The sequence below is a fragment of the Dyella sp. 2RAB6 genome (assembly GCF_052115385.1).
GTDB lineage: Bacteria > Pseudomonadota > Gammaproteobacteria > Xanthomonadales > Rhodanobacteraceae > Dyella_D.
The window spans coordinates 248,616-270,183 of record NZ_JBFRGP010000005.1; the positions used below are offsets into that span (position 1 = coordinate 248,616).

Sequence of the window (21,568 nt, forward strand, 5' to 3'; positions counted from 1 at the left end):
GTATGCATGAAGAGAAAACCCTGGGAGGCGTGCAGCCGTGCAAGGTTACGCAAAACGGAGGCGCGTAGCTGGCTGGAAAATGAACAGGGTTGGGCGCGGCTTGTTCAGCCCATCATTCCGGCGCAGGCCGGAATCCAGTAACGACACCACCTGATTGTCGCGAAAGCTCAAACCTGTGCTTTTCGGCACCACGCGCCGATGGCGGCTCATCGTTACTGGATTCCGGCCTGCGCCGGAATGACGGGCTAGGGCCGCGCCGCTATGCATGCTTCTAATGCGCCACCGGCAACTCCCCCGTGACCTTGCCGTTCTCATCCAGCGTCTGCACTTTCGGCGTGCCATCCGCGGCCACCATCAGCAACAGGCGTGGGCGGCCTTGCGCATCCATCATGCCCAGCCCGACCGTGCCGTCCTGGCCGCGGCCCATCGACATGCGCGTCTTCGACTTGCCACCGTGCGAGGCAAAGAACGCTTCGATGCGCTTGGCCTGTTCCTCCGGCGGCAGGTTCTTGATCTGGTTCTGCAACTGGATCAGCTCCAGGATGGGGAAGGGCGGCCGGTCGATCAGGGTGATGCGGTTGCTGTGCGAATCGCCTTCGTGGCTGGAGTCCAGGGTCAGGGTCTGGTCCTGTTCGTAGGCATCGAAAGACAGGTGGCCGTAGCTTTGTTTGGTCCCATCGGCGCTCTTCTCGCCGCCGAAGATCAGCCCGCCGTTTTCCGTGCCTTCGTCATTGAGGAAGATCATCCCGGCGGATTGGCGGCTGGGGTGCGGGTATTCCTTGTTCTTGATGTAGATACCCGGCGCCTTGTCGGTATTGGACACCACCAGGCGCAAGGTGCCGTCCGGTTCGCGGATATTGATGCGCTGGACGTCGAGCTGTTCGATCGAAAGCTTTTTCGGCGCGTCGACGAAGCCGCTCAACACGGTGACGGCGAATACGGCGGTGAGCACGCCGGAGTAGATCATGAGGAAGCGCTGGCTGGCGGACATCGTGGGCTCCGGAAATGAAAAGGGCGGGACCACCATCGTGTGGTCCCGCCCGCAAGGGAAACGTGATACCTGCCGCGTCGAAAGACGATGGTCTTCTCAGAAGTGGATCACGGTCCGGATCGACTTGCCCTCATGCATCAGGTCGAACGCCTCGTTGATGCGTTCCAGCGGCAGCGTATGCGTGATGAACGGATCGAGCTGGATCTCGCCCTTCATCGCCTGCTCCACCATGCCTGGCAGCTGGGTGCGGCCCTTGACGCCGCCGAACGCGCTGCCGCGCCACACGCGGCCGGTGACCAGTTGGAACGGGCGCGTGCGGATTTCCTGGCCGGCGCCGGCGACGCCGATGATCACGCTCTCGCCCCAACCCTTGTGGCAGCACTCCAGCGCGGCGCGCATCACGTCCACGTTGCCGATGCATTCGAAGCTGAACTCGACACCGCCGTCGGTCATCTCCACGATCACTTCCTGCACCGGCCTGGTGTGGTCCTTCGGATTCACGCAGTCGGTGGCGCCCATCGCGCGCGCCAGCTCGAACTTCGCAGGGTTGGTGTCGATGCCGATGATGCGGCCGGCCTTGGCCTGCACCGCACCCTGGATCACCGCCAGGCCGATGCCGCCCAGGCCGAACACGGCAACCGTGTCGCCCGGCTTCACCTTGGCCGTGTTGTGTACGGCGCCGATGCCGGTGGTGACGCCGCAGCCGAGCAGGCAGACCTTTTCCAGCGGCGCCTGCGGGTTCACCACGGCCAGTGAGATCTCCGGCACCACGGTGTATTCGCTGAAGGTGCTGGTGCCCATGTAGTGATAGACCGGCTCGCCTTTGTAGGAGAAGCGCGTGCTGCCGTCCGGCATCAAGCCCTTGCCCTGGGTGGCGCGCACGGCCTGGCACAGGTTGGTCTTGCCGGACAGGCAGAATTTGCACTGGCGGCATTCGGCCGTGTACAGCGGAATCACGTGGTCGCCGGGCTTGACGCTGGTGACGGCTGCGCCCACTTCGACCACGATGCCGCCGCCTTCGTGGCCGAGCACCGCGGGGAAGATGCCTTCCGGATCGTCGCCGGACAGCGTGAAAGCGTCCGTGTGGCAAACACCGGTATGCGTGATGCGGACCAGCACTTCGCCCTGGCGCGGCGGCGCGACGTCGATCTCGACGATCTGCAACGGCTGGCCCGGCCCGAAGGCGACGGCGGCGCGTGATTTCATGGATGTCTCTCCAGCAAACGACAAGAAGAAAAGGAATGGCGGGCGCGATGCCTGCCTACTTCAGATAAGAGCGGACCAGCTCGGTCATCTCGCGCACGCGTTCGGCGCGGCGTTCTTCGGAGCTGGCCGGCGCGCCGAATTCCTCGCGGATATGCGCCTCCATCACCTCGGCCATCAGGCCGTTGACCGCGCCGCGCACGGCGGCGATCTGCTGCATCACCGGTGCGCAGTCGGCGCCGGCTTCGAGCGCGCGCTCCAGCGCTTCCAGCTGGCCGCGGATGCGGCGCACGCGGCCGAGGACGCGCTTTTTCTCGGCGAGGGAGTGGGGCATGCTCGGGGTCTGGTATCTATACTGGGGTAGAGTATCTGCAGCGGCGTGGCGGAGGTCAACACGGCGCGGATCTTTTCTATTTTGGAAAAGCTGCCTCCTTTGCTGGCTGCTATTTGGCTGCAAATCGAAAAGCTAGGATCTCCGTCATCGACCAGCCGTATGCTGCGGCGGCGACTGACAAGGTTGATCCCATGCTTCGCTCCCTCCGCGCATTTTCCGCCGCTGCCGTTGTTTTGCTCGCCGCCAGCGCGCATGCCGAACCCGCGCTGCTGCAGCCGCATGCCCTGATCGTCGACGGCAGCCTGCCGAAAGCACAGGCCGAGGCGCAGATGCTGGCCGCGCGTCGCTACGACACGTTCTGGCATACCGGCGACGAAACGCTGGCCAAGGCTGCGCTGGCGCCGGACTTCACCGACCGCACGCCGCCACCGGGCCGCGCGCAGGGGCTGGCCTGTCCGCTGGCCGCGTCGAAGCTGATGCGCGCAGCCATTCCGGACCTGAGCTGCGAGATCGAGCAGATGCTGGTGGCGGGCGACCGCGTAGTCACGCACCTGCATTTCCGCGGGCATTTCACCGGGCACTTCAAGGGCAGCCAGGGCCGGGGCCAAGCGATCGATTTCATCGCCACCGATATCTATCGCGTGGCCGATGGGCGCATCACCGACAACTGGCATCTGGAAGACAACCTCATCTTGTTGCAACAGCTGGCTCAGCTGCCTGCGCCGGGGAAGTCTTCCTGAGCGCTGCATGCACCTCTTTGCAACACCTCCTGCGACAGGATGGCCGTTGCTGCACATCCCATCACCCGCTGATTTCCCTTCCGAGGCAAGCCCATGCATATCGATCTTTCCGGCAAGAACGCCCTGGTCACCGCTTCCACCGCCGGCATCGGCCTGGCGATCGCCACCGGGCTCGCGCAGGCGGGCGCTAACGTGATCATCAACGGCCGCCGTGCGGACACGGTGCAGCAGGTGGTCGACAAGCTGCGCAAGCAATTGCATGGCGCCAATGTCGAAGGCGCGGCGGCCGACCTGTCCACCGCGGAGGGTGCCAAGGCGCTGACCGATGCGGTACCCAGCGTGGACATCCTGGTCAATAACGCCGGCATCTTCGGGCTGAAACCGTTTTTCGATATCGACGACGCGGAATGGGAGCGTTATTTCCAGACCAATGTGATGTCTGGCGTGCGCCTGACGCGGCACTACATGCGCGCGATGATGGAGCGCGGCTGGGGTCGCGTGGTGTTCATCTCGTCCGAGTCCGGCCTGAATATCCCGGTGGACATGGTGCAGTACGGCTTCACCAAGACCGCACAGCTGTCGATCGCGCGCGGCCTGGCGAAAGTGGCCGCGGGCAGCGGCGTCACCGTCAACAGCGTGCTGCCGGGGCCGACGCTGTCGGATGGTTTCAAGGACCTGGTGCGCGAGCAGGCCGAGCGCGAAGGCAAGAGCTACGAGCAGCTCGGCGACGAGTTCGTGCGCGCGCATCGCTCCAGCTCGATCATCCAGCGCATCGCCAGCACGGAAGAAGTAGCGAACATGGTGGTGTACACCTGCTCGGCGCAGGCCTCGGCGACCACCGGTGCGGCGCTGCGCGTGGATGGTGGCGTGGTCGATACGATCTGAGGCTTGCTTTGTTCCCAACAAAAAACGCCCCGCGATGCGGGGCGTTTTTCTACAAGCGAAAGCAGTCGATCAAGCCTGCTTTTCGGCCTTGTAGCGCTCGATGCCGTTGACGATCTCGGCCTTCGCGTCCTCGGCGCCGCCCCAGCCTTCGAGCTTCACCCACTTGCCCTTCTCCAGGTCCTTGTAGTGCTCGAAGAAGTGGCCGATGCGCTCCAGCCAGTGGCCGGAGACTTCCTTGATGTCCTTGATGTGTGAGTAGCCGTTGAAGATCTTGGCCACCGGCACCACCAGCAGCTTCTCGTCGGCGCCGGCTTCGTCCGTCATCTTCAGCATGCCGACCGGATGGCAGCGGATCACCGAGCCCGGCACCAGCGGCAGCGGCAGGATCACCAGCGCGTCCAGCGGGTCGCCGTCGCCGCCCAGGGTGCCCGGCACGTAGCCGTAGTTGCAGGGGTAGCGCATCGGCGTGGAAAGGATGCGGTCGACGAAGATCGCGCCGCTTTCCTTCTCCACCTCGTACTTGACCGGCTCGGAATCCTTGGGGATTTCGATGATGACGTTGATTTCGTTCGGCACGTCGCGGCCGGCGGAGACGAGATGCAGACCCATGGGGATTCCTTGACTTTGAAAGGCTTGGGGAGAGCTCGCAAGCATACGGCAAAGGCTGCTGCGTCGCAGCAGGCCGGGCCGGCGGATTCAGGGCGGCGTCAGTGCCGCGGCCCGCTCAGCGCTGATAGGGCCGCTCGCGCAACCACTTGGTGGCAATCCATTTTTCGCCCTTGAGCACGGGCAGGCCGGCATGCAGCGAACTCTGGTCGCCGGTGTCGTAGGCGAAATAGACGGCCGAACCGCACAGCGCGGTGACGGTGAGGCCGGCGGCCGGGAAGCCGGTGCCGCCGCCTTCCTCGGGCGTGTTGAGATACATCACGATGCTGGCGATGCGCTGGCCGCCGCGCGCGGTGACCGCGGTAAAGCCCGGCTGGGTGGGATCGAACCAGTCGAAATGCGGTTCGTACTCCTGGCCGGGCAGATAGTGCAGCACCTGCAGGCCTTCGCCGTGTTCGGCCGGCAAGTCGACCAGGCTGGCGATGCGCTGCTCGATGCGTTCGATCAGCGGCGTCTCGCCAAGGCGGAAGAACATGCCGTTGCTGGTGCGGCGCTCGTCGGTCTGGTGGCGGCCCGCCTCGTCCACGGTCAGCGAGCGGGCCAGGCGCGGCGAGGCGAGCCCGATCAGCTCCGCGCATTCGCCGTCGGTGAGCAGGCCGTCGAGCACGCGCAGCACGGGGCTGTCGAGACTGGTGCTGACGCGTACCGGGTGGCCGTCCGCGATGCTGGAAGGCGCAGCTGGGTGCGTGGTGCGTTTCGCGCCGGCGCGCGGAAGCGTGGCATTCAACGCGGCCAGCGGCACGCCGAGCACTTCGGACACGGCGCGGTGGCACTGCTGCTGGTCGTAGCCGGCTTCCTGCATCAGCTTGACCACCTCCAGCGGCGTATGGCCGCCGCGGGCAGTGGCGAGGATCCAGTCGCGCAGTTCGGGGCGGGTCTTGTGGAAGGATTTCATGCGATATCGGCCGGCCGGGGCGGTGGGTAGCTTGGGGTGAGCGTAGCGAACCCCAACGTGGCGATGACCGTGCAAGGCCCGTTGGGGTTCGCCTGCGGCTACCCCCAACCTACTTCAGATGCTCCCACAGATAGGTGTAGCCGAGCGCATTCATGAAGGCCGACTGCTTGTTGTCCGCCGCCGCGCCATGGCCGCCTTCGATGTTCTCGTAGAAGGCCGCGTCGTAGCCGAGCCCGGCCAGCTTCGCGTACATCTTGCGCGCATGCACCGGGCCGACGCGGTCGTCGCGGGTGGAGGTGGTGAACAGCACCGGCGGATACTTCTGCCCGGCCCTGGCATTGGTGTACGGCGAGAAGGTCTTGATCCAGGCCCATTCCTCCGGCTTGTCCGGATCGCCGTACTCGGCCATCCACGAGGCGCCGGCGGAGAGGTGCGTGTAGCGCTGCATGTCCAGCAGCGCGACCTGGCTGACGATGGCGCCGTATAGCTGCGGATACAGCGTGAGCATGTTGCCCATCAGCAGGCCGCCATTGCTGCCGCCCATCGCGCCCAGATGCGCGGGCGAGGTGATGCCGCGCTTGAACAGGTCCTGCGAGACCGCCGCGAAATCCTCGTAGGCGCGCAGGCGCTCGGCCTTCAGCGCGGCCTTGTGCCAGCGCGGACCGTACTCGCCGCCGCCGCGGATATTGGCGATCACGTACACGCCGCCCTGGTCCAGCCAGGCGCGGCCCACGCTGCCGCTGTAGGCCGGCTGCAGCGAGATCTCGAAGCCGCCGTAGCCGTACTGCAGGGTGGGGTTCTTGCCGTCGGCCTTGAGGTCCTTCGAGGCGATCTCGAAGTAGGGCACGCGCGTGCCGTCCCTGGACGCGACGAAATGCTGGCTCACGCGGTACTTCGAAGCATCGAAGAAGGCGGGGCTGTGCTTGATCGCGCGCGGCTCGCCTTGGCCCAGGGCGCCGGTGTACAGTGTGGTCGGCTGCAGGAAGCCGCTGACGGTGAGGAAGTAATCGTCGCTGTCGTCCGCATCGATGCCGGCGGCGCCGATGGTGGACAGTTCCGGCGCGCCGCCGAGGCTTTCGCGCTTCCACGCGCCGGCCTGCGGCGTAAGCACTTCCAGCCGGTTCACCACGTTGTCCATCACGTTGAGGATCAGGTGATGGCGCGTCCACGAATGCGCATCCAGCGCGGTGCTGTCGGTGGGCTCGAACAGCACGGTCAGCGGCCGCTTGCCGTCCTTGTACTTGCCGGCCATGTAGTCGTCGAAGTGGGCGGCGAGCAGCGAGCCGGATTTGTAAGTCTTGCCGCCGAGCGCCCAGTCGCTGCGCGGGGTGATCAGCAGCCATTCGCGCTGCACGTCGGTGCTGGCGTCATTGGGCACGTCGATGCGCGCGAGCTTGCCGTCCTTGCCGCGCAGGAAGGTCTCGCTGTCGTAGAAGGCGAGCTGGCGATGCACGAAGTCGCGCTCGAAACCGGGCGTGTGATCGCGCTCGGCCGAGATGCTCATGTCCTCGTGCTTGCCTTCGTACACGGTAGCGGCGGCGGACAGGGGCGTGCCTCGTTTCCATTCCTTGACGATGCGCGGGTAGCTGGAAGCGGTCATCGAGCCGGGGCCGAAATCGGTGGCCACGTACAGCGTGTCCTGGTCCTTCCAGGTGACCTGGGTCTTGGCCTCGGGCAACGCGAAGCCGTCCTTCACGAACTGCCTGGAGGCAAGATCGAACTCGCGCACCACGTCGGCATCGGCGCCGCCGCGCGAGAGCATCAGCAGGCAGCGCCGGTTGGCGGGCTTGAGGCAGTCGGCGCCGTGCCACACCCAGTTTTCCTGCTCTGCCTTGGACAGCGCGTCGAGGTCGAGCACGGTCTCCCACGCGGGCTGCTCCTTGGCGTACTCGGCGGGCGAGGTGCGTCGCCACAGGCCGCGCGGATGTTCCTTGTCGCGCCAGAAGTTGTAGTAGTGGTCGCCGATCTTCGCCACGAACGGAATGCGTGCGTTGGAGTCGAGCACTTCCAGGAGGCGTGCGTCGAGCTGTTTGAACTCGGCCGTGTCCGCGTACTTCTTCACCGTCTCGGCATTGTGCTGGCGCACCCAGTCGAGCTGTTTCGCGCCGTCGATGTCTTCCAGCCACAGGTTGGCATCGGCGGTGGCTGGGGGCGTGGCGGCGTGGACGATGCCGGTCATGGAAAGGACCATCAAGAGGGAAAGGGAAAGCTTGTTCACCGGAATTCCTTGTGGGGGACGCGGTCGGGCCATTCAAGCAGGTCGGGACGGAACGGGGAACCGGTCCGCCCCACAAAAAAAAGCCGCCGGTGGATACCGGCGGCACTCGGGGAGACCCGAGGCCTCGGCGCCATGCCTGGCGCCGGGCTCGGTTGTTGTGTAATGCCTGTGCTTAGAAGTCGTAGCGCGCCGTGATGCGGAAGTAGCGCGGGTCCGACACGTTCAGCTCACGCAGGTACAGCTGGTTCGGCGTGTTACGCGAGCTGGTCTCGTAGCGATAGTTGTAGGCCGTGGCCACCTGGCGGTTCAGCACGTTGATCACGTCCAGCTGCAGCGTGAAGTCCTTCAGCCATGCCGGCTGGTAGGCCACGTTGAGGTTCAGCTGGTAGGTCCACGGGGCCGAGCCGTGCGAGCCGCGCGGCGAGAAGGCGTAGTCGGCCGACGGCGCGACGTAGCCCGCGCTGCCCGGCGCGGTGCCCGAGCCGGACAGGCCGCAGAACCAGTAGGCCGCACCGCTGTACAGGCCCTTGTCGGCCGTCGGGTAGTGGCTGGTGCAGTTCTTCGGACGGCCCGAGGCGGCGACCAGCGTCGCGCCGAAACGCCATTCCTCGGTGGCCTGGAAGTAGCCGTAGGCCTTGATCTGGTGCTTGCGGTTGTTCGGCAGCAGGCCGTTGGAGCCGACCATCAGCTGCGGCAGATCCCAGTCCTGGGTGGTCGACACGTCGGCCTGGCCGCCGTTGCCGGTATCCAGGTCGGAGGCCAGCTGGCCCTCGGTGTTGCCGTAGTTGCGCGAGTAGGTGTAGTCGATGCGGCCGTACCACTTGTCCGCGAACGGATGCTCCAGGAACAGGTCAAGCGCGTAGTACTTGCGCTTGAGTTCGGGCAGGCCCAGCTGCTCGCGGCTGTAGTGGACTTCCTTGAAGCTGCCGTCAGTCTGTTCTTCCAGGAAGGTGTTGCCGGTGCCGGGATTGAACAGGAAGCAGCGGCCGCCCAGTGCGGGGGCGCAGGTGTCGTCGATCGCGCTGCGCAGCTTGCGGTAGGTCAGCTTGGCGCCCCAGTTGTAGGTCGGGCTCAGCTGCTGCTCCAGGCCGGCGATGTACTCGTCCTGGAAGTGCGACTTCAGGCCCTTGGCCGCCACGGTGCGCGGATCGGGTGCGTCGCCGCATTCCAGATTGGCGGAGATGGCATTGGTGTTGCCGCAGGTGTAGCCCTTGCTGTGGTCGACCGCGACCGGGGTGAGGCCGGTCGGCGCACCGGTCTTCGGATCGACGCCGGTGTAGGTGTAGTACTCGTTGGTGATCAGCGAGCCGGAAGCGCCGCGCACCGCGACGTTGTTCGGCATGGCCAGGTGGTAGCGGCCGGCGTTGGCGAACAGCTTCAGCGAGGAATCGCCGAACACGTCCCACGCCGCGCCGATGCGCGGGGCCAGCTGGTGGCGCTGGCGCGCGTAGGGCTGGCCGGCGCCGTTGTAGTTGGTGAACTGCTCGTTGCGCAGGCCGAGCGAGACCAGCCAGCGATCGGTGATCTGCCAGCGGTCTTCGATGAACTGCGCCTGCTGATCGGTCTTCACCTTGGCGTTCTGCGTGTTGTAGGCGCGCGAGACGTAGTAACCCTTGGTGCCCAGGCCGCCGGCCGAGCCCGGCGAGGCGACGCCGTGGCTGGCGTCGATGCCGATGTTCGGGTTGGCCTGCCAGCCGTAGATCCAGGCGTAGTCGCCGGGATAGGCCGAACCGGTGAGCGACTCGGCCGTCTGTGCGTCGTAGCCCGCGCGCAGGGTGTGGTCGCCGAGGCGGTACTCGATATCCAGACGCCAGCCGTGGGTCTTGTCGTTGGCGCCCGGCAGCAGCAGCGAGGAAACCGCGCCCTGCTGGCAGGCGCCGTAGTTCAGGCCCGGAGCCTGGCTGGTCGCGGTGGAGGAGATGTACGGGCAGCTCGGGTCATAGCCGAACGGCTGCTGCAGATGCTCGAGATTCTGCTTGCCGACCAGCGCCGACACGGTCAGGTCGTCGGTGATGTAGCTGGTGTACTTGGCGATGTAGAGGCGGCTGCTGTCTTTCTGGTGCACGCCGCCGTTCTTGACCGCGCCGTGCGAGGAGTCGTTGTAGTTGAACGAGTAGCGGCTGGAGTCGTAGACGATGTTGTCCTGGACGCCGGTGAATTCCAGGATATTGCTGTCGGTGATGTTCCAGTCGATCTTCGCCGTCCAGCGCGGCATCTTGTAGGTGTAGTCGTTCCAGCCGGTCTTGGCGGTGGTGCTCGACGAGTTGGAGAACGAGGCAACCGAGTTGCCGTCCTGCTTGGTCATCTCGCCGTCGACGTAGAAGAACAGCTTGTCCTTGATCAGCGGGCCGCTGAAGTAGGCGCCGTAGGTGTTGTACGAGTACTGGTTCTTGTTGCGGTACCAGTACAGCGTGCCGTCGGTGGGCGTCGCCTTGCCCGGGCCGTAGTAGCCGGTATTCGGGAAGTAGTTGTTGCGCGGATTGGCGCGCAGCGCTTCCGGACGCAGGATGGCGTAGACGCCGCCCTTCCACTGGTTGGAGCCGCGCTTGGTGACGATATTGATCACGCCGCCGGTGGAGCGGCCGAACTCGGCGCCGTAGCCGCCGGTGAGCACCTGCTCCTGGTCGATCGCGTCGAACGGCAGGGTGGTGGCGCCCAGCGACTGCAGCGGGTTGGTCACCGCGTAGCCGTTGATGTAGTACGCGTTCTCCGAGGAAGCGGCGCCGCCGAAGCTCGGGATGTTGCCGAAGCCGGTGGTGCTGTAGCTGGAGTTCTCCACCACGCCCGGGGCGAGCAGGGCGGCGGCGCCGACGCTGCGCCCGATCGGCAGCTTGTTGAGCTGCTCGGAGGTGAGCACGGTGCGCGTGTCGACCGAGGACACGTCGATCGCCGGCAGCGCAGTGGCGATGACGGAGACGCCTTCAAGGTTCTTCGCATCGTTGGCCGCGCCCGCCGCGCCGAAGGACACTTCGGCACCGCTGGCGATGGCGACCACGATGTTGTCGCGGCTGCTGACGGTGCTGCCGTTGTTCTGCAGGGTCACCTTGTACTTGCCCACCGGCAGGGTGGAGAAGCGGTAGCGGCCGCTGTCGTCGACGCTGACGGTGCGGCTGAAGCCGTTCTCGGTGTTCTCGGCGACGACGGTGGTGCCTTGCTTGGCGGCCACCTGGCCGAAGATCGAGCCGGTGGTATTGGACTGCGCGAGCGCGCCGGTGCTGGCGAACGCGAGGCCCATGGCGAGCGTCAGTGCGGAATAACGCAGCGAACGGGACGCCGAAAAAGTGGTGATGGTCATTACAACAGACTCCCCCAGGAGATGATTCGAAAAGCGCGGTTCATGGGTTGCCGCGCGGTCAAGAAGAAAGGCATCCCGGGTGCGACAGGCCGCAAGAACCTGCTCCGGTCCCTCCCCAGGAACCAGAAATGCGCGTCGGGATTGCGTTTTTCCCCTGGCCGGATGACTTCCGGCCTACTTCGGTTCTAGCGAAGACTTACGAAAGGGTCAACATGTTCGTAACAAAAAACGTCTAGGTATTTTTCACAGTGCTTTGACGTCAATGGTTTGCAACGACATGCGCTGCCGTAGGGCCTTGCGTGGCGATCGCTGAAACTTACGGCGAACTTGCTATCCGCTTGCGTGAATGTGACGGCCAAAGAAAAAGCGGCCCGTGCGGGCCGCTTTCTGGTCTGGACGTCCAGAATTTGGACGTCTAAATGCGTGCCGGATTCAGAGCAGCGGAATCAGCAGCAGCGCCACGATGTTGATGATCTTGATCAGCGGGTTCACCGCCGGGCCGGCGGTGTCCTTGTAAGGATCGCCCACGGTGTCGCCGGTGACGGCGGCCTTGTGCGCATCCGAACCCTTGCCGCCGTGGTGGCCGTCCTCGATGTACTTCTTGGCGTTATCCCAGGCGCCGCCGCCGGTGGTCATCGAGATGGCCACGAACAGGCCGGTGACGATGGTGCCGATCAGCACGCCGCCCAGCGCCTGCGCGCCGGCCTCGGCGCCGCCCAGCCACTTGAAGCCGAACACCACCAGCACCGGCACCAGCACCGGCAGCAGCGAGGGCACCAGCATTTCCTTGATCGCCGACTTGGTCAGCATGTCCACCGCGCGCGAGTAGTCCGGCTTGGTGGTGCCTTCCATGATGCCCTTGATCTCGCGGAACTGGCGGCGCACCTCTTCCACCACTGAGCCCGCCGCGCGGCCCACGGCTTCCATCGCCATCGCGCCGAACAGGTAGGGGATCAGGCCGCCGATCAGCAGGCCGATGATCACGTAGTGGTTGGACAGGTCGAAGCGGAAGTCGCTGATCCCGAGATGCTGGCTGAGGTTGTGCGTGTAGTCGGCGAACAGCACCAGCGCGGCCAGGCCGGCCGAGCCGATCGCATAACCCTTGGTCACCGCCTTGGTGGTGTTGCCCACCGCGTCGAGCGGGTCGGTGACGCCGCGCACTTCCGGCGGCAGCTCGGCCATCTCGGCGATGCCGCCGGCGTTGTCGGTGATCGGGCCGTAGGCGTCCAGCGCCACCACCATGCCGGTCATGCTGAGCATGGCCGTGGCGGCGATGGCGATGCCGTACAGGCCGGCCAGCGCGAACGCGCCCCAGATCGCCGCGCACACCGCCAGTACCGGCAGCGCGGTGGACTTCATCGACACGCCGATGCCCGCGATGATGTTGGTGGCATGGCCGGTGGTGGAAGCCTGCGCCACGTGGCGCACCGGGGCATATTCGGTGGCGGTGTAGTACTCGGTGATCACCACCATCGCGCCGGTCAGGGCCAGGCCGATCAGCGCGCAGCCGTAGAGCTTGCCGACGCCAAACGCCGACTCGGCCATCAGCTGGCTGGTGATCGGCCAGAACATGATTGCCGCGAGCACGGCGGAGACCGCCACGCCGGCATATAGCGCATTCATGATCTTGCCGCCCGGGCGCGAGCGCACGAAGAAGGTGCCGACCACCGAGGCGAGGATCGAGGCGCCGCCCAGCAGCAGCGGAAACAGCACGCCGTTGGCGCCGGTCTGCTCGGCCATCACGCCGCCCAGCAGCATGGTCGCGATCAGGGTCACCGCGTAGGTTTCGAACAGGTCGGCGGCCATGCCGGCGCAGTCGCCCACGTTGTCGCCCACGTTGTCGGCGATCACCGCCGGGTTGCGCGGGTCGTCCTCGGGAATACCGGCTTCGACCTTGCCGACCAGGTCGGCGCCGACGTCCGCGCCCTTGGTGAAGATGCCGCCGCCCAGGCGCGCGAAGATCGAGATCAGCGAAGAGCCGAAGGCCAGGCCGACCAGCGCATGCAGGGCATGCATGCTCTCGTAGCCGAGATGGCGCAGTACCGCGTAGTACGCGGCCACGCCCATCAACGCCAGGCCGACCACCAGCATGCCGGTGATCGCACCGCCGCGGAACGCCACGTTGAGCGCCGAGGCCAGCCCTTCGCGTGCCGCTTCGGCGGTGCGCACATTGGCGCGTACCGAGACGTTCATGCCGATATAGCCGGTGGCGCCGGACAGCACCGCGCCGATGGCGAAACCGATTGCCGTGCCCCAGTCCAGGGCCAGGCCGACGACGAAGAACAGCACCAGGCCGACGGCACCGATGGTGGCGTACTGTCGGTTGAGATAGGCCCGTGCACCTTGCTGGATCGCCGCGGCGATCTCCTGCATGCGCTCGTTGCCCGGTGATTTCGCCAAAATCCAGCGCACCGAGAGCGCGCCATACAGAACTGCCACGACCGCACATGCAAGCACGATCCACAAGCCATACTGCTGCAGCATCGAAGCCTCCCCATCCCGGTTGTAGTGACCGCCCTTTGCGGGCGGGTCCGGCGAGTATAGGCAGAGGTCGGCGGGGCTTATGTTGTGCGACGCAACGCATATGCCGATGCGGTGTGTGCGGGCCGCGCATGAGCGCAAGAAAAAGGCGGTGTCCGTAGACACCGCCTTCACCTGCTCCGCGTGGTGGCTGCTTAGTTGAGCACCATGTCCAGGATGATGCCGGTACCCACGGCCACCAGCAGATAGCCGCCGTCATCGCGCACCCAGTGATAGCCGTACGGCGGCGAGCGCAGGCGGTAGTAGCGGTAGTCGTTCACCACATAGACCGGACCGTAGTAGCGCTCGCCGCGCGCCCAGCGATGGTGAGGGCGATAGTGGCCGCCGTAGTAGCGGCGGTCGTCGTGCCAGCCGCGGTCCGGGCCACGCCAGTGGTCGCGGCGGTCCCAGTCACGGCGGCCGCCATCCCGATGGCTCCAGTCCCGGCGCTCCCAGTTGCCGTGTCCGCGGTCGCGGTCGTAGTGGCCATGGCGGTCGCCGCGATCGCCGCGATCGTGCTCGCGGCCGTGGTCGTTGTCGGCCAGCGCGACGCCGCTGCCGGCCAGCAGCAGGCCGGCGATCAGGGCCAGCTTGCCGAGGAACTGTTTGGTCAGAGTCTTCATATGCGCTCCTCCCGACGGACTGCCGTCGTTATGAAAGATCGTAGAAAGCTGCGTCTGAACGCCGGGGCTTATCCGTCACAGGACCTTCATCTGGCGGTCAGCCGTGTCACCCTGGCGACACCGTTGTTATATCGAATTGAAATAATTGATTTAAAACAAGATTTTTCCTAAAGCGCTGCATCGTCCGGCCGATGCAGGGGCCATCCCCCGCTCCCCAAGCAAAGGTCACCCATGCGTTTTCCCCTGACCCTGGCCCGCCCCCGGTGGGCAGCGTCGCCTGCGCTTTCCCTGCGTGCCCGCCTGATCCTGCGGCTGGGCGGCCTGTTGCTGCTGATGCTGCTGGTCGGCAGCGCCGCGGTATGGGCGCTGCTGCATGCCGACCGGCGCATGGGCGCGTTGGTCGCCGACGCGCTCAGTCCCGTCTCTGACGTAGGCCGTATCCAGAACGACTACAACGACAGCCTCAATGCTCTGACCCATGCCGGCCTCACGCGCCTGCCCTCGGCGCTGGACGAGGCCAAGACCTTGATCCAGTCCAATCGTGTCGATATCGAGCGGACCTGGAAGCATCTGCAAGCCAGCGGCCTGGCGCGCCAGGAAGCGCAATTGCTCGGTGTGACCGACGCCCACCGCAAGGCGGCCGAACAAATAGTCGACGAGGCGATCAAGCAACTGGAGGCCGAGCAATACGACATCGCCCAGGTGCAGATCGCCTCGGATGTGCAGCCGGCCTTCGTGCCGCTGCATGCCGACTTCGCCAATCTGTTCGCCAAAGCTTTGCAGGCGGGCGATGCCGCGGCTGCGGACGCGCATCGGGAAAGCCGGCGCGCGCTGGCGGTGCTGCTCGCCGTGCTGCTGTCGGGGCTGGGCGCGGCGGCGCTGGTCGACAGCTTGCTGATCCGCACCGTCACCCGCTCGCTGGGCCAGGCGGTGACGGTGACGCAGCGCATTGCCGACGGCGAGCTTGGCCACGCCATCGAGCCCGGCCATCACGACGAGATAGGCAGCTTGCTGCGCGCGCTGCAGCGCATGGACCGGCGCCTGGCCGTGGTCGTCCGCCAGGTGCAGCAGAACGCCGCCGGCGTGACACACGCGGCCGATCGCCTGGCCCATGGCAATGACACCTTGCGCCAGCGCACCCAGGCGCAGGCGGAAAGCCTCGCCGGCACCGGCGCCTCGATGAGCCAGGTCACCGATGCCGTGCGCCGCAATGCCGACAGCGCGGCTTTGGCCGATCGCCTCGCCGCCGCCGCACGGCTGCAGGCCGAGGACGGCAGCGGACTGGTGGCGCAGACGATGCGCTCGGTCGATGCCATCGATGCGGCCAACCGACGCATGACCGATATCGTCGGCGCGATCGACACGCTGGCCTTCCAGACGCGCCTGCTGGCGCTCAATGCGACAGTGGAGGCCGCACACGCCGGCGAGCACGGCCGCAGCTTCGCAGTGGTCGCCGACAAGGTGCGCCAGCTGGCCCAGCGCAGCGCCGAGGCGGCGCGCGATATCCGGCATCTGATCGAAGACAGCCGAAGCACGGTCGAGGCCGGCGCGGTCCTGGCCGACCGTTCGGCCCAGGTGCTGGAGCGCATCGTGGAGAGTGCAGTGGAAGTGTCCCGCACGGTGGCCGCGATCAGCACCAACAGCCGCGGCCAGTCCGACGGCATCGGGGCGATCGGCGGCGCCGTGCGCCATATGGATGAGACGACCCGCCAGAACGCGGCCCTGGTCGAGGAGGTGGCGGGCGCCGGCGCGGCCCTGCGCGAGCAGGCGGACGGCCTGCGCCGGCTGGTCGGGTTCTTTCGCTTTGCTGGCGAAATGGCCGATGCGGAAGCGTGACGCGGCTCGCGCGTCCTTGCCGAAAGGCGTACTGGCGCCCGCAAGACCTTGTGGCAAGCTGCGGCCCATGAAGCGGACAGCGAAAGGCTTTGCGCGCAGGTGGACGGGACGGCTGGCGCTGTCCTGCCTGCTGCTGCTCATGCTCTTGCCTTGGGCGGCGCAGGCGCTGCCACCGCCCGAACGGCTGGAATGGCATGGCCGTACCTATGCGGTGCTGGGCGACCCGCTGGCGCAGCGCTACGCCGGGCGCGACCGTCCGCGCTTCATGCCGGCGCCGCTGCACACGGCGACCGACGAGGAGCGTGGCTATTCCGGCCGCTGGCGCCTGGAGGACGACCGCCTCTACCTGGTGGATATCGACAGCTGGCTTTGCATCGACGCGGCCGTCTATGCCGGCGAATGCCACCGCGTCACCTTGCCGGAACTGTTCGGCGTAGCGCCGGGCAAGCCGGTGTTCGCCGACTGGTACAGCGGCGAGCTGGTGCTGCCGCCGGATGCGCTATCGTCGCGTGCCAGGGAGCGGACCATCCGCATCACGTTGAAGGCGGGCAAGGTGACACGGATCGAGACGGTCGACGAGGCACAGCCGGCGGCAAGGGATCACTGAGTGTTCTTGCGCGTCATCGGCGTGATGGCCGTACTGGTGGTGCTGCTCTATCTGGCTTTCGCCGCCGCGCTGTACTTCAACCAGCGCTGCATGATCTACCACCCTGAGTTCAGCTGGCGCGTCGCGCATGCGCCGGATATCGCGCTGGTCAATCAGGGCGTGACCTTGCGTGGCTGGGTGGTGAACCCCGGCAAGCCGCGTGCGCTGCTGTATTTCGGCGGCAACGGCGAGCGCGTCGAGGATGCGCGCGAAGAGCTGGCGCGCTGGTTTCCCGAACGCACCGTCTATCTGCTGCCGTATCGCGGTTATGCCGCCAGCGATGGCGAGCCTGGCGAGCAGGCTTTGGTTGCCGACGCGCTGGCGTGGTTAGATCGCGTGGCAAAAGATCATGCTGCCGTGGCGGTGCTGGGGCGCAGCTTGGGTAGTGGCGTCGCGGTGCAGCTGGCGGCGCGGCGGCCGGTCGAGCGGCTGGCGCTGGTTACGCCGTTCGACAGCCTGGTGCGTGTCGCACAGGGTTTCTATCCGTGGTTTCCGGTGGACTGGCTGGCGCGCGACCGCTTCGATTCCTGGCGCTACGCGCCACAGGTCCATTGCCCGGCGCTGATCGTGCGAGCAGGGCAGGACGAGCTGGTGCCGGCCGAGCGCACCGCTGCGCTGGCGGCCAGCTTCGCCACGCCGCCGCTGCAGCAGGTCGTGCCCGAGGCGGGGCATAACGATATCCAGGACTATCTGGAGTACCGAGCTGGCCTCACGCGCTTTTTTCCGTAGCGCGCTCGATTCAACTCAAATTGATTTGAAGAAGCCCGTCGGCTCGCTGATTGGAAGAAACACACTCAATTCAATTTGATTTGAAGAAGCGTGTTGAGTTGAAGAAACACACTCAACTCAAATTGATTGAAGAAACTTCGCGTCGAAGAACCGCTCAACTCAAATTGAATAACCAATCGCGCAGTGCCGCGAGCGCCGGATCGTGCTCCGCCGCCTGCGGATACACCAACTGGTAGTCCAACCCATCCAGCTGAGGCCCGAACGGCTGCACCAGTGTCCCGCGCGCCAGCTCGTCCGCAACCAGCGCGGTGTTGAGCAAGGCCACGCCCTGGCCGGCGATCGCCGCATCAATGGCGTGCGTCTCGTCGCTGAAGGTGACACCGCGGGCAGCGTCCAAGGTGCGCAAACCGGCCGCACGCTGCCACGCCATCCAGTCCGGCGGCTCACGAAAACTCGGTTGCCATTGGAAATGCAGCAGCGGATGACGCGCGAGATCCCTGGTCGTGCGCAATTTCAGCGCGGGGCTGCACATCGGTGCAAAGCGCGTGTGCAGCAGCGGTTCGTTACGCAAGTCGCGATACGGTCCCTTGCCATAGCGGATCGCCGCATCAATCTGCTGCGCAGCGAAATCCACCGGCTGCGTGGACGCATGCAGGCGCAGGTCCAGTTCGGGATGGCTGGACTGGAACGCCGCCAGCCGCGGCACCAGCAGACGCGCGACGAAGGCTGGTGTGGCGGAGACGGTGAGCATGCGCCGCCGCTTCGGCCGCAGCAGTGGTGCGACGGCGGCCGCCATCAGGTCGAAACTCTCGCGCAGCGCGGGAAACAGCAGGCGTCCTTCCGCCGTCAGCGTCACCTTGCGTACCTGCCGCTCGAACAGCGTGACGCCGAGCAGGCGTTCGAGCTGGCGGATCTGATGGCTCACCGCGGTGGCGGTGACGGAGAGTTCTTCCGCGGCCATGCGGAAACTCTGATGGCGCGCGGCGGCTTCGAACGCGCGCAGCGCACCCAGCGGCGGCAGGCGGCGGGCGATAGATGAATTTGATTCACGCATCGGGTGAGAAACTATCGTTTTTAAGCGGTAGTAAGGCTGCATAGCATGCGCTTCATTCTCCATCACGTGAATGGAGTTCATGCATGGGAAGCTTTATGACCGCCCTGCTGCACCTCGACGCCAGTGCCCGCCCCGGCCGCTCCGATCTCCACGCCCATGGCTCGCACACACGCCGCTTGAGCGCCCGTTTCACCGCCCGCTGGCATGCCGCGCGTACCACGGACAGCTTGCTTTACCGCGACATCGGCCAGAATCCTCCCGCCCACGTCGATGGCGCCTGGATCCATGCCGCGTTCACCCCGGAACCGGCGCGCGCACCGTGGATGCACCAGCGCCTCGCCGAAAGCGACGCACTGGTGAACGAGCTGATCGCCGCCGACCTGATCGTCGCCGGCGTGCCCATGTACAACTTCGGCGTGCCAAGCGGCTTCAAGGCTTACATCGACAATATCGTGCGGGTAGGGCGCAGCTTCGGCTTCGACCGCGCACGCGCCGGCGAACCTTATTGGCCGCTGCTGGACGAACGCCCCCGGACCCTGGTGCTGCTGGGTTCGCGCGGCGACTACGGCTACGGCCCCGGTGGTCGCATCGAAGCGATGAATCACGTCGAGCCCGCCGTGCGCACCGCCTTCGCGTACATCGGCATCACCGACGTACGCAGCGCGGCGGTGGAGTACGACGAATTCGGCGGCGACCGCCTGGCCGCCTCGCTGCGCACAGCAGAGGCGGCCGTCGATGCGCTGGTGGACACGCTGCTGGCCGAACGCGCAGCGCGCGCCGGCCAGCAGCTCGTCATGGCTTGAAGGCGGGCAACTGCTTGGCCACGGCCAGGTTCTTGAGCTGCACGTACTTCGGCAACCCGTCCTTGCCATAGGGCAGCGGCGCCTCGCCCTGGATCAACGGGGCGAGGTAGCGCCGCGCGGCGGCGGTGATGCCGAAACCGTCGCGGGTAAGGAAGGACGCCGGCATCTTCTTCTCGCGGTTGGCGACCTTGCTCAGCGGAGCGGACTCGATCTTCCAGCGATACGGCACGTCCGCCGTGCGCACGATCACCGGCATCACCGCATTCTGGCCGGCCAGCGCGTACTCCACCCCGGCCTTGCCCACCGCATAGGCCTGGTCGGCGTCGGTCTTGGAGGCGAGATGGCGGGCCGAGCGCTGCAGATAATCCGGCAACGCCCAGTGGTACTTGTAGCCGAGCTTTTCCTTGACCAGCGCGGCCAGCACCGGCGCCACACCGCCGAGCTGCGCATGGCCGAAGGCGTCGCGCCCGCCGGCCTCGGCGAGGAATTGGCCCTCAGCGTTGCGAATGCCTTCGGAAGCCACCACCGTGCACCAGCCCACGCGCTCGACCGTGGCCTTCACCTTGGCCAGGAAGGCCGCCTCGTCGAACACCCGCTCCGGGAACAGGATCAGATGTGGCGGCGCGTCGGCACTGTTACCGGCCAAGCCAGCAGCTGCGGCGATCCAGCCGGCGTGGCGGCCCATCACTTCCAGGATGAACACCTTGGTCGAGGTGTCGGCCATCGAGGCCACGTCGAGGCTGGCTTCGAGCGTAGCGACGGCGGTGTACTTCGCCACCGAGCCGAAGCCGGGGCAGCAGTCGGTGACGGCCAGGTCGTTGTCCACCGTCTTGGGCACGCCGATGCAGCGGATGTCGTAGCCCAGCGCTTTGCCGATCTGCGAGATCTTCAGCGCCGTGTCGGCCGAGTCGTTGCCGCCGTTGTAGAGGAACCAGCGGATGTCGTGCGCACGCAGCACCTCGATCAGGCGCTCGTACTCGGCGCGGTTGGCTTCCAGCGACTTGAGCTTGTAGCGGCAGGAGCCGAATGCGCCGCCGGGCGTGTGGCGCAGGGCCGCGATGGCGGCTGCGGTTTCCTTCGAGGTGTCGATCAGTTCCTCGCGCAGCGCGCCGAGGATGCCGTTGCGCGCGGCATACACCTGCACGCCCTTGGCGCGGGCGGCCTCGATCACGCCGGCGGCGGTGGCATTGATCACCGCGGTCACGCCGCCGGACTGGGCATACAAAAGGCGGCCGGCGGGGGATCGAGACGAACGCTTCATGAGCTAGCTCCTAGGATGATCGTGCAGTGCGGCAATCGTACGCGGGTGGGAGAACGCTTTTACAACAGTGACTTGGCGCAAATGAGAGCGCCATCTCGTTTGACGGCACCCCCCGCAGACGTTAACGTGACTGTCAATTTTCTTTTTTCCGACGGCTGGCGGCAGCGTGCCGCAGCAACCCGGAACCCTTGGAGCATTATGCGACTCGTCCTTCTTGGCCCGCCCGGCTCGGGCAAAGGTACCCAGGCTGCGCGCCTCAAGGTTGAACTCGGCGTGCCGCACATTTCCACCGGCGACATGCTGCGCGCGGCCGTGGCCGCCGGCACGCCGACCGGCCTGAAAGCCAAGGCGGTGATGGACGCGGGCAAGCTGGTGTCCGACGACATCCTGCTGGCCATGCTGGAAGAACGCCTGTCGCAGGACGACGTGAAGAACGGCTTCATCCTCGACGGCTATCCGCGCAACGTGGCCCAGGCCGAAGCGCTGGGCCACCTGCTGGTCAAGATCGGCCAGCCGCTGGACGCGGTGGTGAAGCTGGACGTGCCCGACGAAGCGATCATCGGCCGCGTCGAGATCCGCTTCAAAGCCGAGCACCGCAAGGACGACGACCCGGTGGTCGTGCGCGACCGCCTGAAGGTCTACGCCGAGCAGACCGCGCCGGTGGCGGATTTCTTCGCCAAGCGCGGCCAGCTGCAGGTGGTCGATGGCGTCGGCGAACTCGACGAAGTCACCGCACGCGTCAAGCGCGCTCTCGCGCAGGAATCGGCAGCCGCCAACGGCTGATCCGGACACGGGCCGCCACGAGCGGCCCGTTCTTCATCCGGCTTCTCTCTTTTCGTGACGGCCACCCGCCGCGCCACGCGTTCGAC

The 21,568-nt window shown here is 66.2% G+C and carries 18 protein-coding genes; 7 read left to right on the top strand and 11 right to left on the bottom strand.

Going from position 1 to position 21,568, the window contains the following annotated elements; translation table 11 throughout:
- Positions 1-271 precede the first annotated feature (271 nt).
- The 3 genes from AB4083_RS11045 to AB4083_RS11055 all read right to left on the bottom strand — a co-directional run bounded on the left by AB4083_RS11045 (position 272) and on the right by AB4083_RS11055 (position 2,528).
- On the bottom strand, positions 272-991 hold the full coding sequence (locus AB4083_RS11045) for a hypothetical protein (RefSeq protein WP_441607852.1): 720 nt from the start codon (positions 989-991) through the stop codon (positions 272-274).
- A gap of 96 nt (positions 992-1,087) precedes the next feature.
- Positions 1,088-2,197 (bottom strand): S-(hydroxymethyl)glutathione dehydrogenase/class III alcohol dehydrogenase, encoded by a 1,110-nt coding sequence (locus tag AB4083_RS11050; RefSeq protein ID WP_441607853.1) that lies wholly within the window; start codon positions 2,195-2,197, stop codon positions 1,088-1,090.
- Between the two features lie 55 nt (positions 2,198-2,252).
- Positions 2,253-2,528 (bottom strand): metal/formaldehyde-sensitive transcriptional repressor, encoded by a 276-nt coding sequence (locus AB4083_RS11055; protein ID WP_441607854.1) that lies wholly within the window; start codon positions 2,526-2,528, stop codon positions 2,253-2,255.
- 191 nt (positions 2,529-2,719) lie between these two features.
- Here AB4083_RS11055 and AB4083_RS11060 point away from each other — a divergent pair, with 191 nt between their 5' ends.
- Complete coding sequence (locus AB4083_RS11060; RefSeq protein ID WP_441607855.1) at positions 2,720-3,268, top strand: ester cyclase; 549 nt, start codon at positions 2,720-2,722, stop codon at positions 3,266-3,268.
- A gap of 93 nt (positions 3,269-3,361) precedes the next feature.
- Positions 3,362-4,153 carry an SDR family NAD(P)-dependent oxidoreductase gene (locus tag AB4083_RS11065; RefSeq protein WP_441607856.1) on the top strand — a complete coding sequence of 264 codons (792 nt, stop codon included), beginning with the start codon at positions 3,362-3,364 and terminating at the stop codon, positions 4,151-4,153.
- 69 nt (positions 4,154-4,222) lie between these two features.
- Here the strand turns inward: AB4083_RS11065 and ppa are convergent, their stop codons facing one another.
- The 6 genes from ppa to AB4083_RS11095 all read right to left on the bottom strand — a co-directional run bounded on the left by ppa (position 4,223) and on the right by AB4083_RS11095 (position 14,370).
- Positions 4,223-4,762, bottom strand: coding sequence for an inorganic diphosphatase (ppa, locus tag AB4083_RS11070; RefSeq protein WP_441607857.1), 540 nt, complete (start codon positions 4,760-4,762; stop codon positions 4,223-4,225).
- A 115-nt stretch (positions 4,763-4,877) separates the two neighbouring features.
- Positions 4,878-5,714, bottom strand: a complete 837-nt coding sequence (locus tag AB4083_RS11075) for a 2OG-Fe(II) oxygenase (protein ID WP_441607858.1) — start codon at positions 5,712-5,714, stop codon at positions 4,878-4,880.
- Between the two features lie 109 nt (positions 5,715-5,823).
- The gene (locus tag AB4083_RS11080; RefSeq protein WP_441607859.1) at positions 5,824-7,932 is read right to left on the bottom strand and encodes a prolyl oligopeptidase family serine peptidase; all 2,109 of its coding nucleotides are present in this window, start codon (positions 7,930-7,932) and stop codon (positions 5,824-5,826) included.
- A 172-nt stretch (positions 7,933-8,104) separates the two neighbouring features.
- Positions 8,105-11,227: a TonB-dependent receptor gene (locus AB4083_RS11085; protein ID WP_441607860.1), complete on the bottom strand. Its 3,123-nt coding sequence runs from the start codon at positions 11,225-11,227 to the stop codon at positions 8,105-8,107.
- Between the two features lie 432 nt (positions 11,228-11,659).
- Positions 11,660-13,711 carry a sodium-translocating pyrophosphatase gene (locus tag AB4083_RS11090; protein WP_441607861.1) on the bottom strand — a complete coding sequence of 684 codons (2,052 nt, stop codon included), beginning with the start codon at positions 13,709-13,711 and terminating at the stop codon, positions 11,660-11,662.
- 191 nt (positions 13,712-13,902) lie between these two features.
- Positions 13,903-14,370 carry an RcnB family protein gene (locus AB4083_RS11095; protein ID WP_441607862.1) on the bottom strand — a complete coding sequence of 156 codons (468 nt, stop codon included), beginning with the start codon at positions 14,368-14,370 and terminating at the stop codon, positions 13,903-13,905.
- A 231-nt stretch (positions 14,371-14,601) separates the two neighbouring features.
- Here AB4083_RS11095 and AB4083_RS11100 point away from each other — a divergent pair, with 231 nt between their 5' ends.
- From AB4083_RS11100 to AB4083_RS11110, 3 genes are all read left to right on the top strand, one after another.
- Positions 14,602-16,206 (top strand): methyl-accepting chemotaxis protein, encoded by a 1,605-nt coding sequence (locus tag AB4083_RS11100; protein ID WP_441607863.1) that lies wholly within the window; start codon positions 14,602-14,604, stop codon positions 16,204-16,206.
- A 67-nt stretch (positions 16,207-16,273) separates the two neighbouring features.
- Positions 16,274-16,813 carry a hypothetical protein gene (locus AB4083_RS11105; RefSeq protein ID WP_441607864.1) on the top strand — a complete coding sequence of 180 codons (540 nt, stop codon included), beginning with the start codon at positions 16,274-16,276 and terminating at the stop codon, positions 16,811-16,813.
- A complete protein-coding gene (locus tag AB4083_RS11110) occupies positions 16,814-17,581 on the top strand; it encodes an alpha/beta hydrolase (protein WP_441607865.1) in 768 nt (255 codons plus the stop codon). It abuts the gene before it with no gap.
- Between the two features lie 154 nt (positions 17,582-17,735).
- Here the strand turns inward: AB4083_RS11110 and gcvA are convergent, their stop codons facing one another.
- Positions 17,736-18,635 carry a transcriptional regulator GcvA gene (gene gcvA / locus AB4083_RS11115; RefSeq protein WP_441607866.1) on the bottom strand — a complete coding sequence of 300 codons (900 nt, stop codon included), beginning with the start codon at positions 18,633-18,635 and terminating at the stop codon, positions 17,736-17,738.
- A gap of 83 nt (positions 18,636-18,718) precedes the next feature.
- Between gcvA and AB4083_RS11120 the strand changes: the two genes are divergently transcribed.
- Entirely contained in the window at positions 18,719-19,438 is a 720-nt protein-coding gene (locus AB4083_RS11120; RefSeq protein ID WP_441607867.1) for an FMN-dependent NADH-azoreductase, read from the top strand.
- Here the strand turns inward: AB4083_RS11120 and AB4083_RS11125 are convergent.
- Positions 19,428-20,699, bottom strand: a complete 1,272-nt coding sequence (locus AB4083_RS11125; RefSeq protein WP_441607868.1) for a 6-phosphofructokinase — start codon at positions 20,697-20,699, stop codon at positions 19,428-19,430. The two genes, AB4083_RS11120 and AB4083_RS11125, sit on opposite strands and share 11 nt — an antisense overlap.
- A gap of 198 nt (positions 20,700-20,897) precedes the next feature.
- Here AB4083_RS11125 and AB4083_RS11130 point away from each other — a divergent pair, with 198 nt between their 5' ends.
- Entirely contained in the window at positions 20,898-21,482 is a 585-nt protein-coding gene (locus AB4083_RS11130) for an adenylate kinase (RefSeq protein ID WP_441607869.1), read from the top strand.
- Positions 21,483-21,568 lie beyond the last annotated feature (86 nt).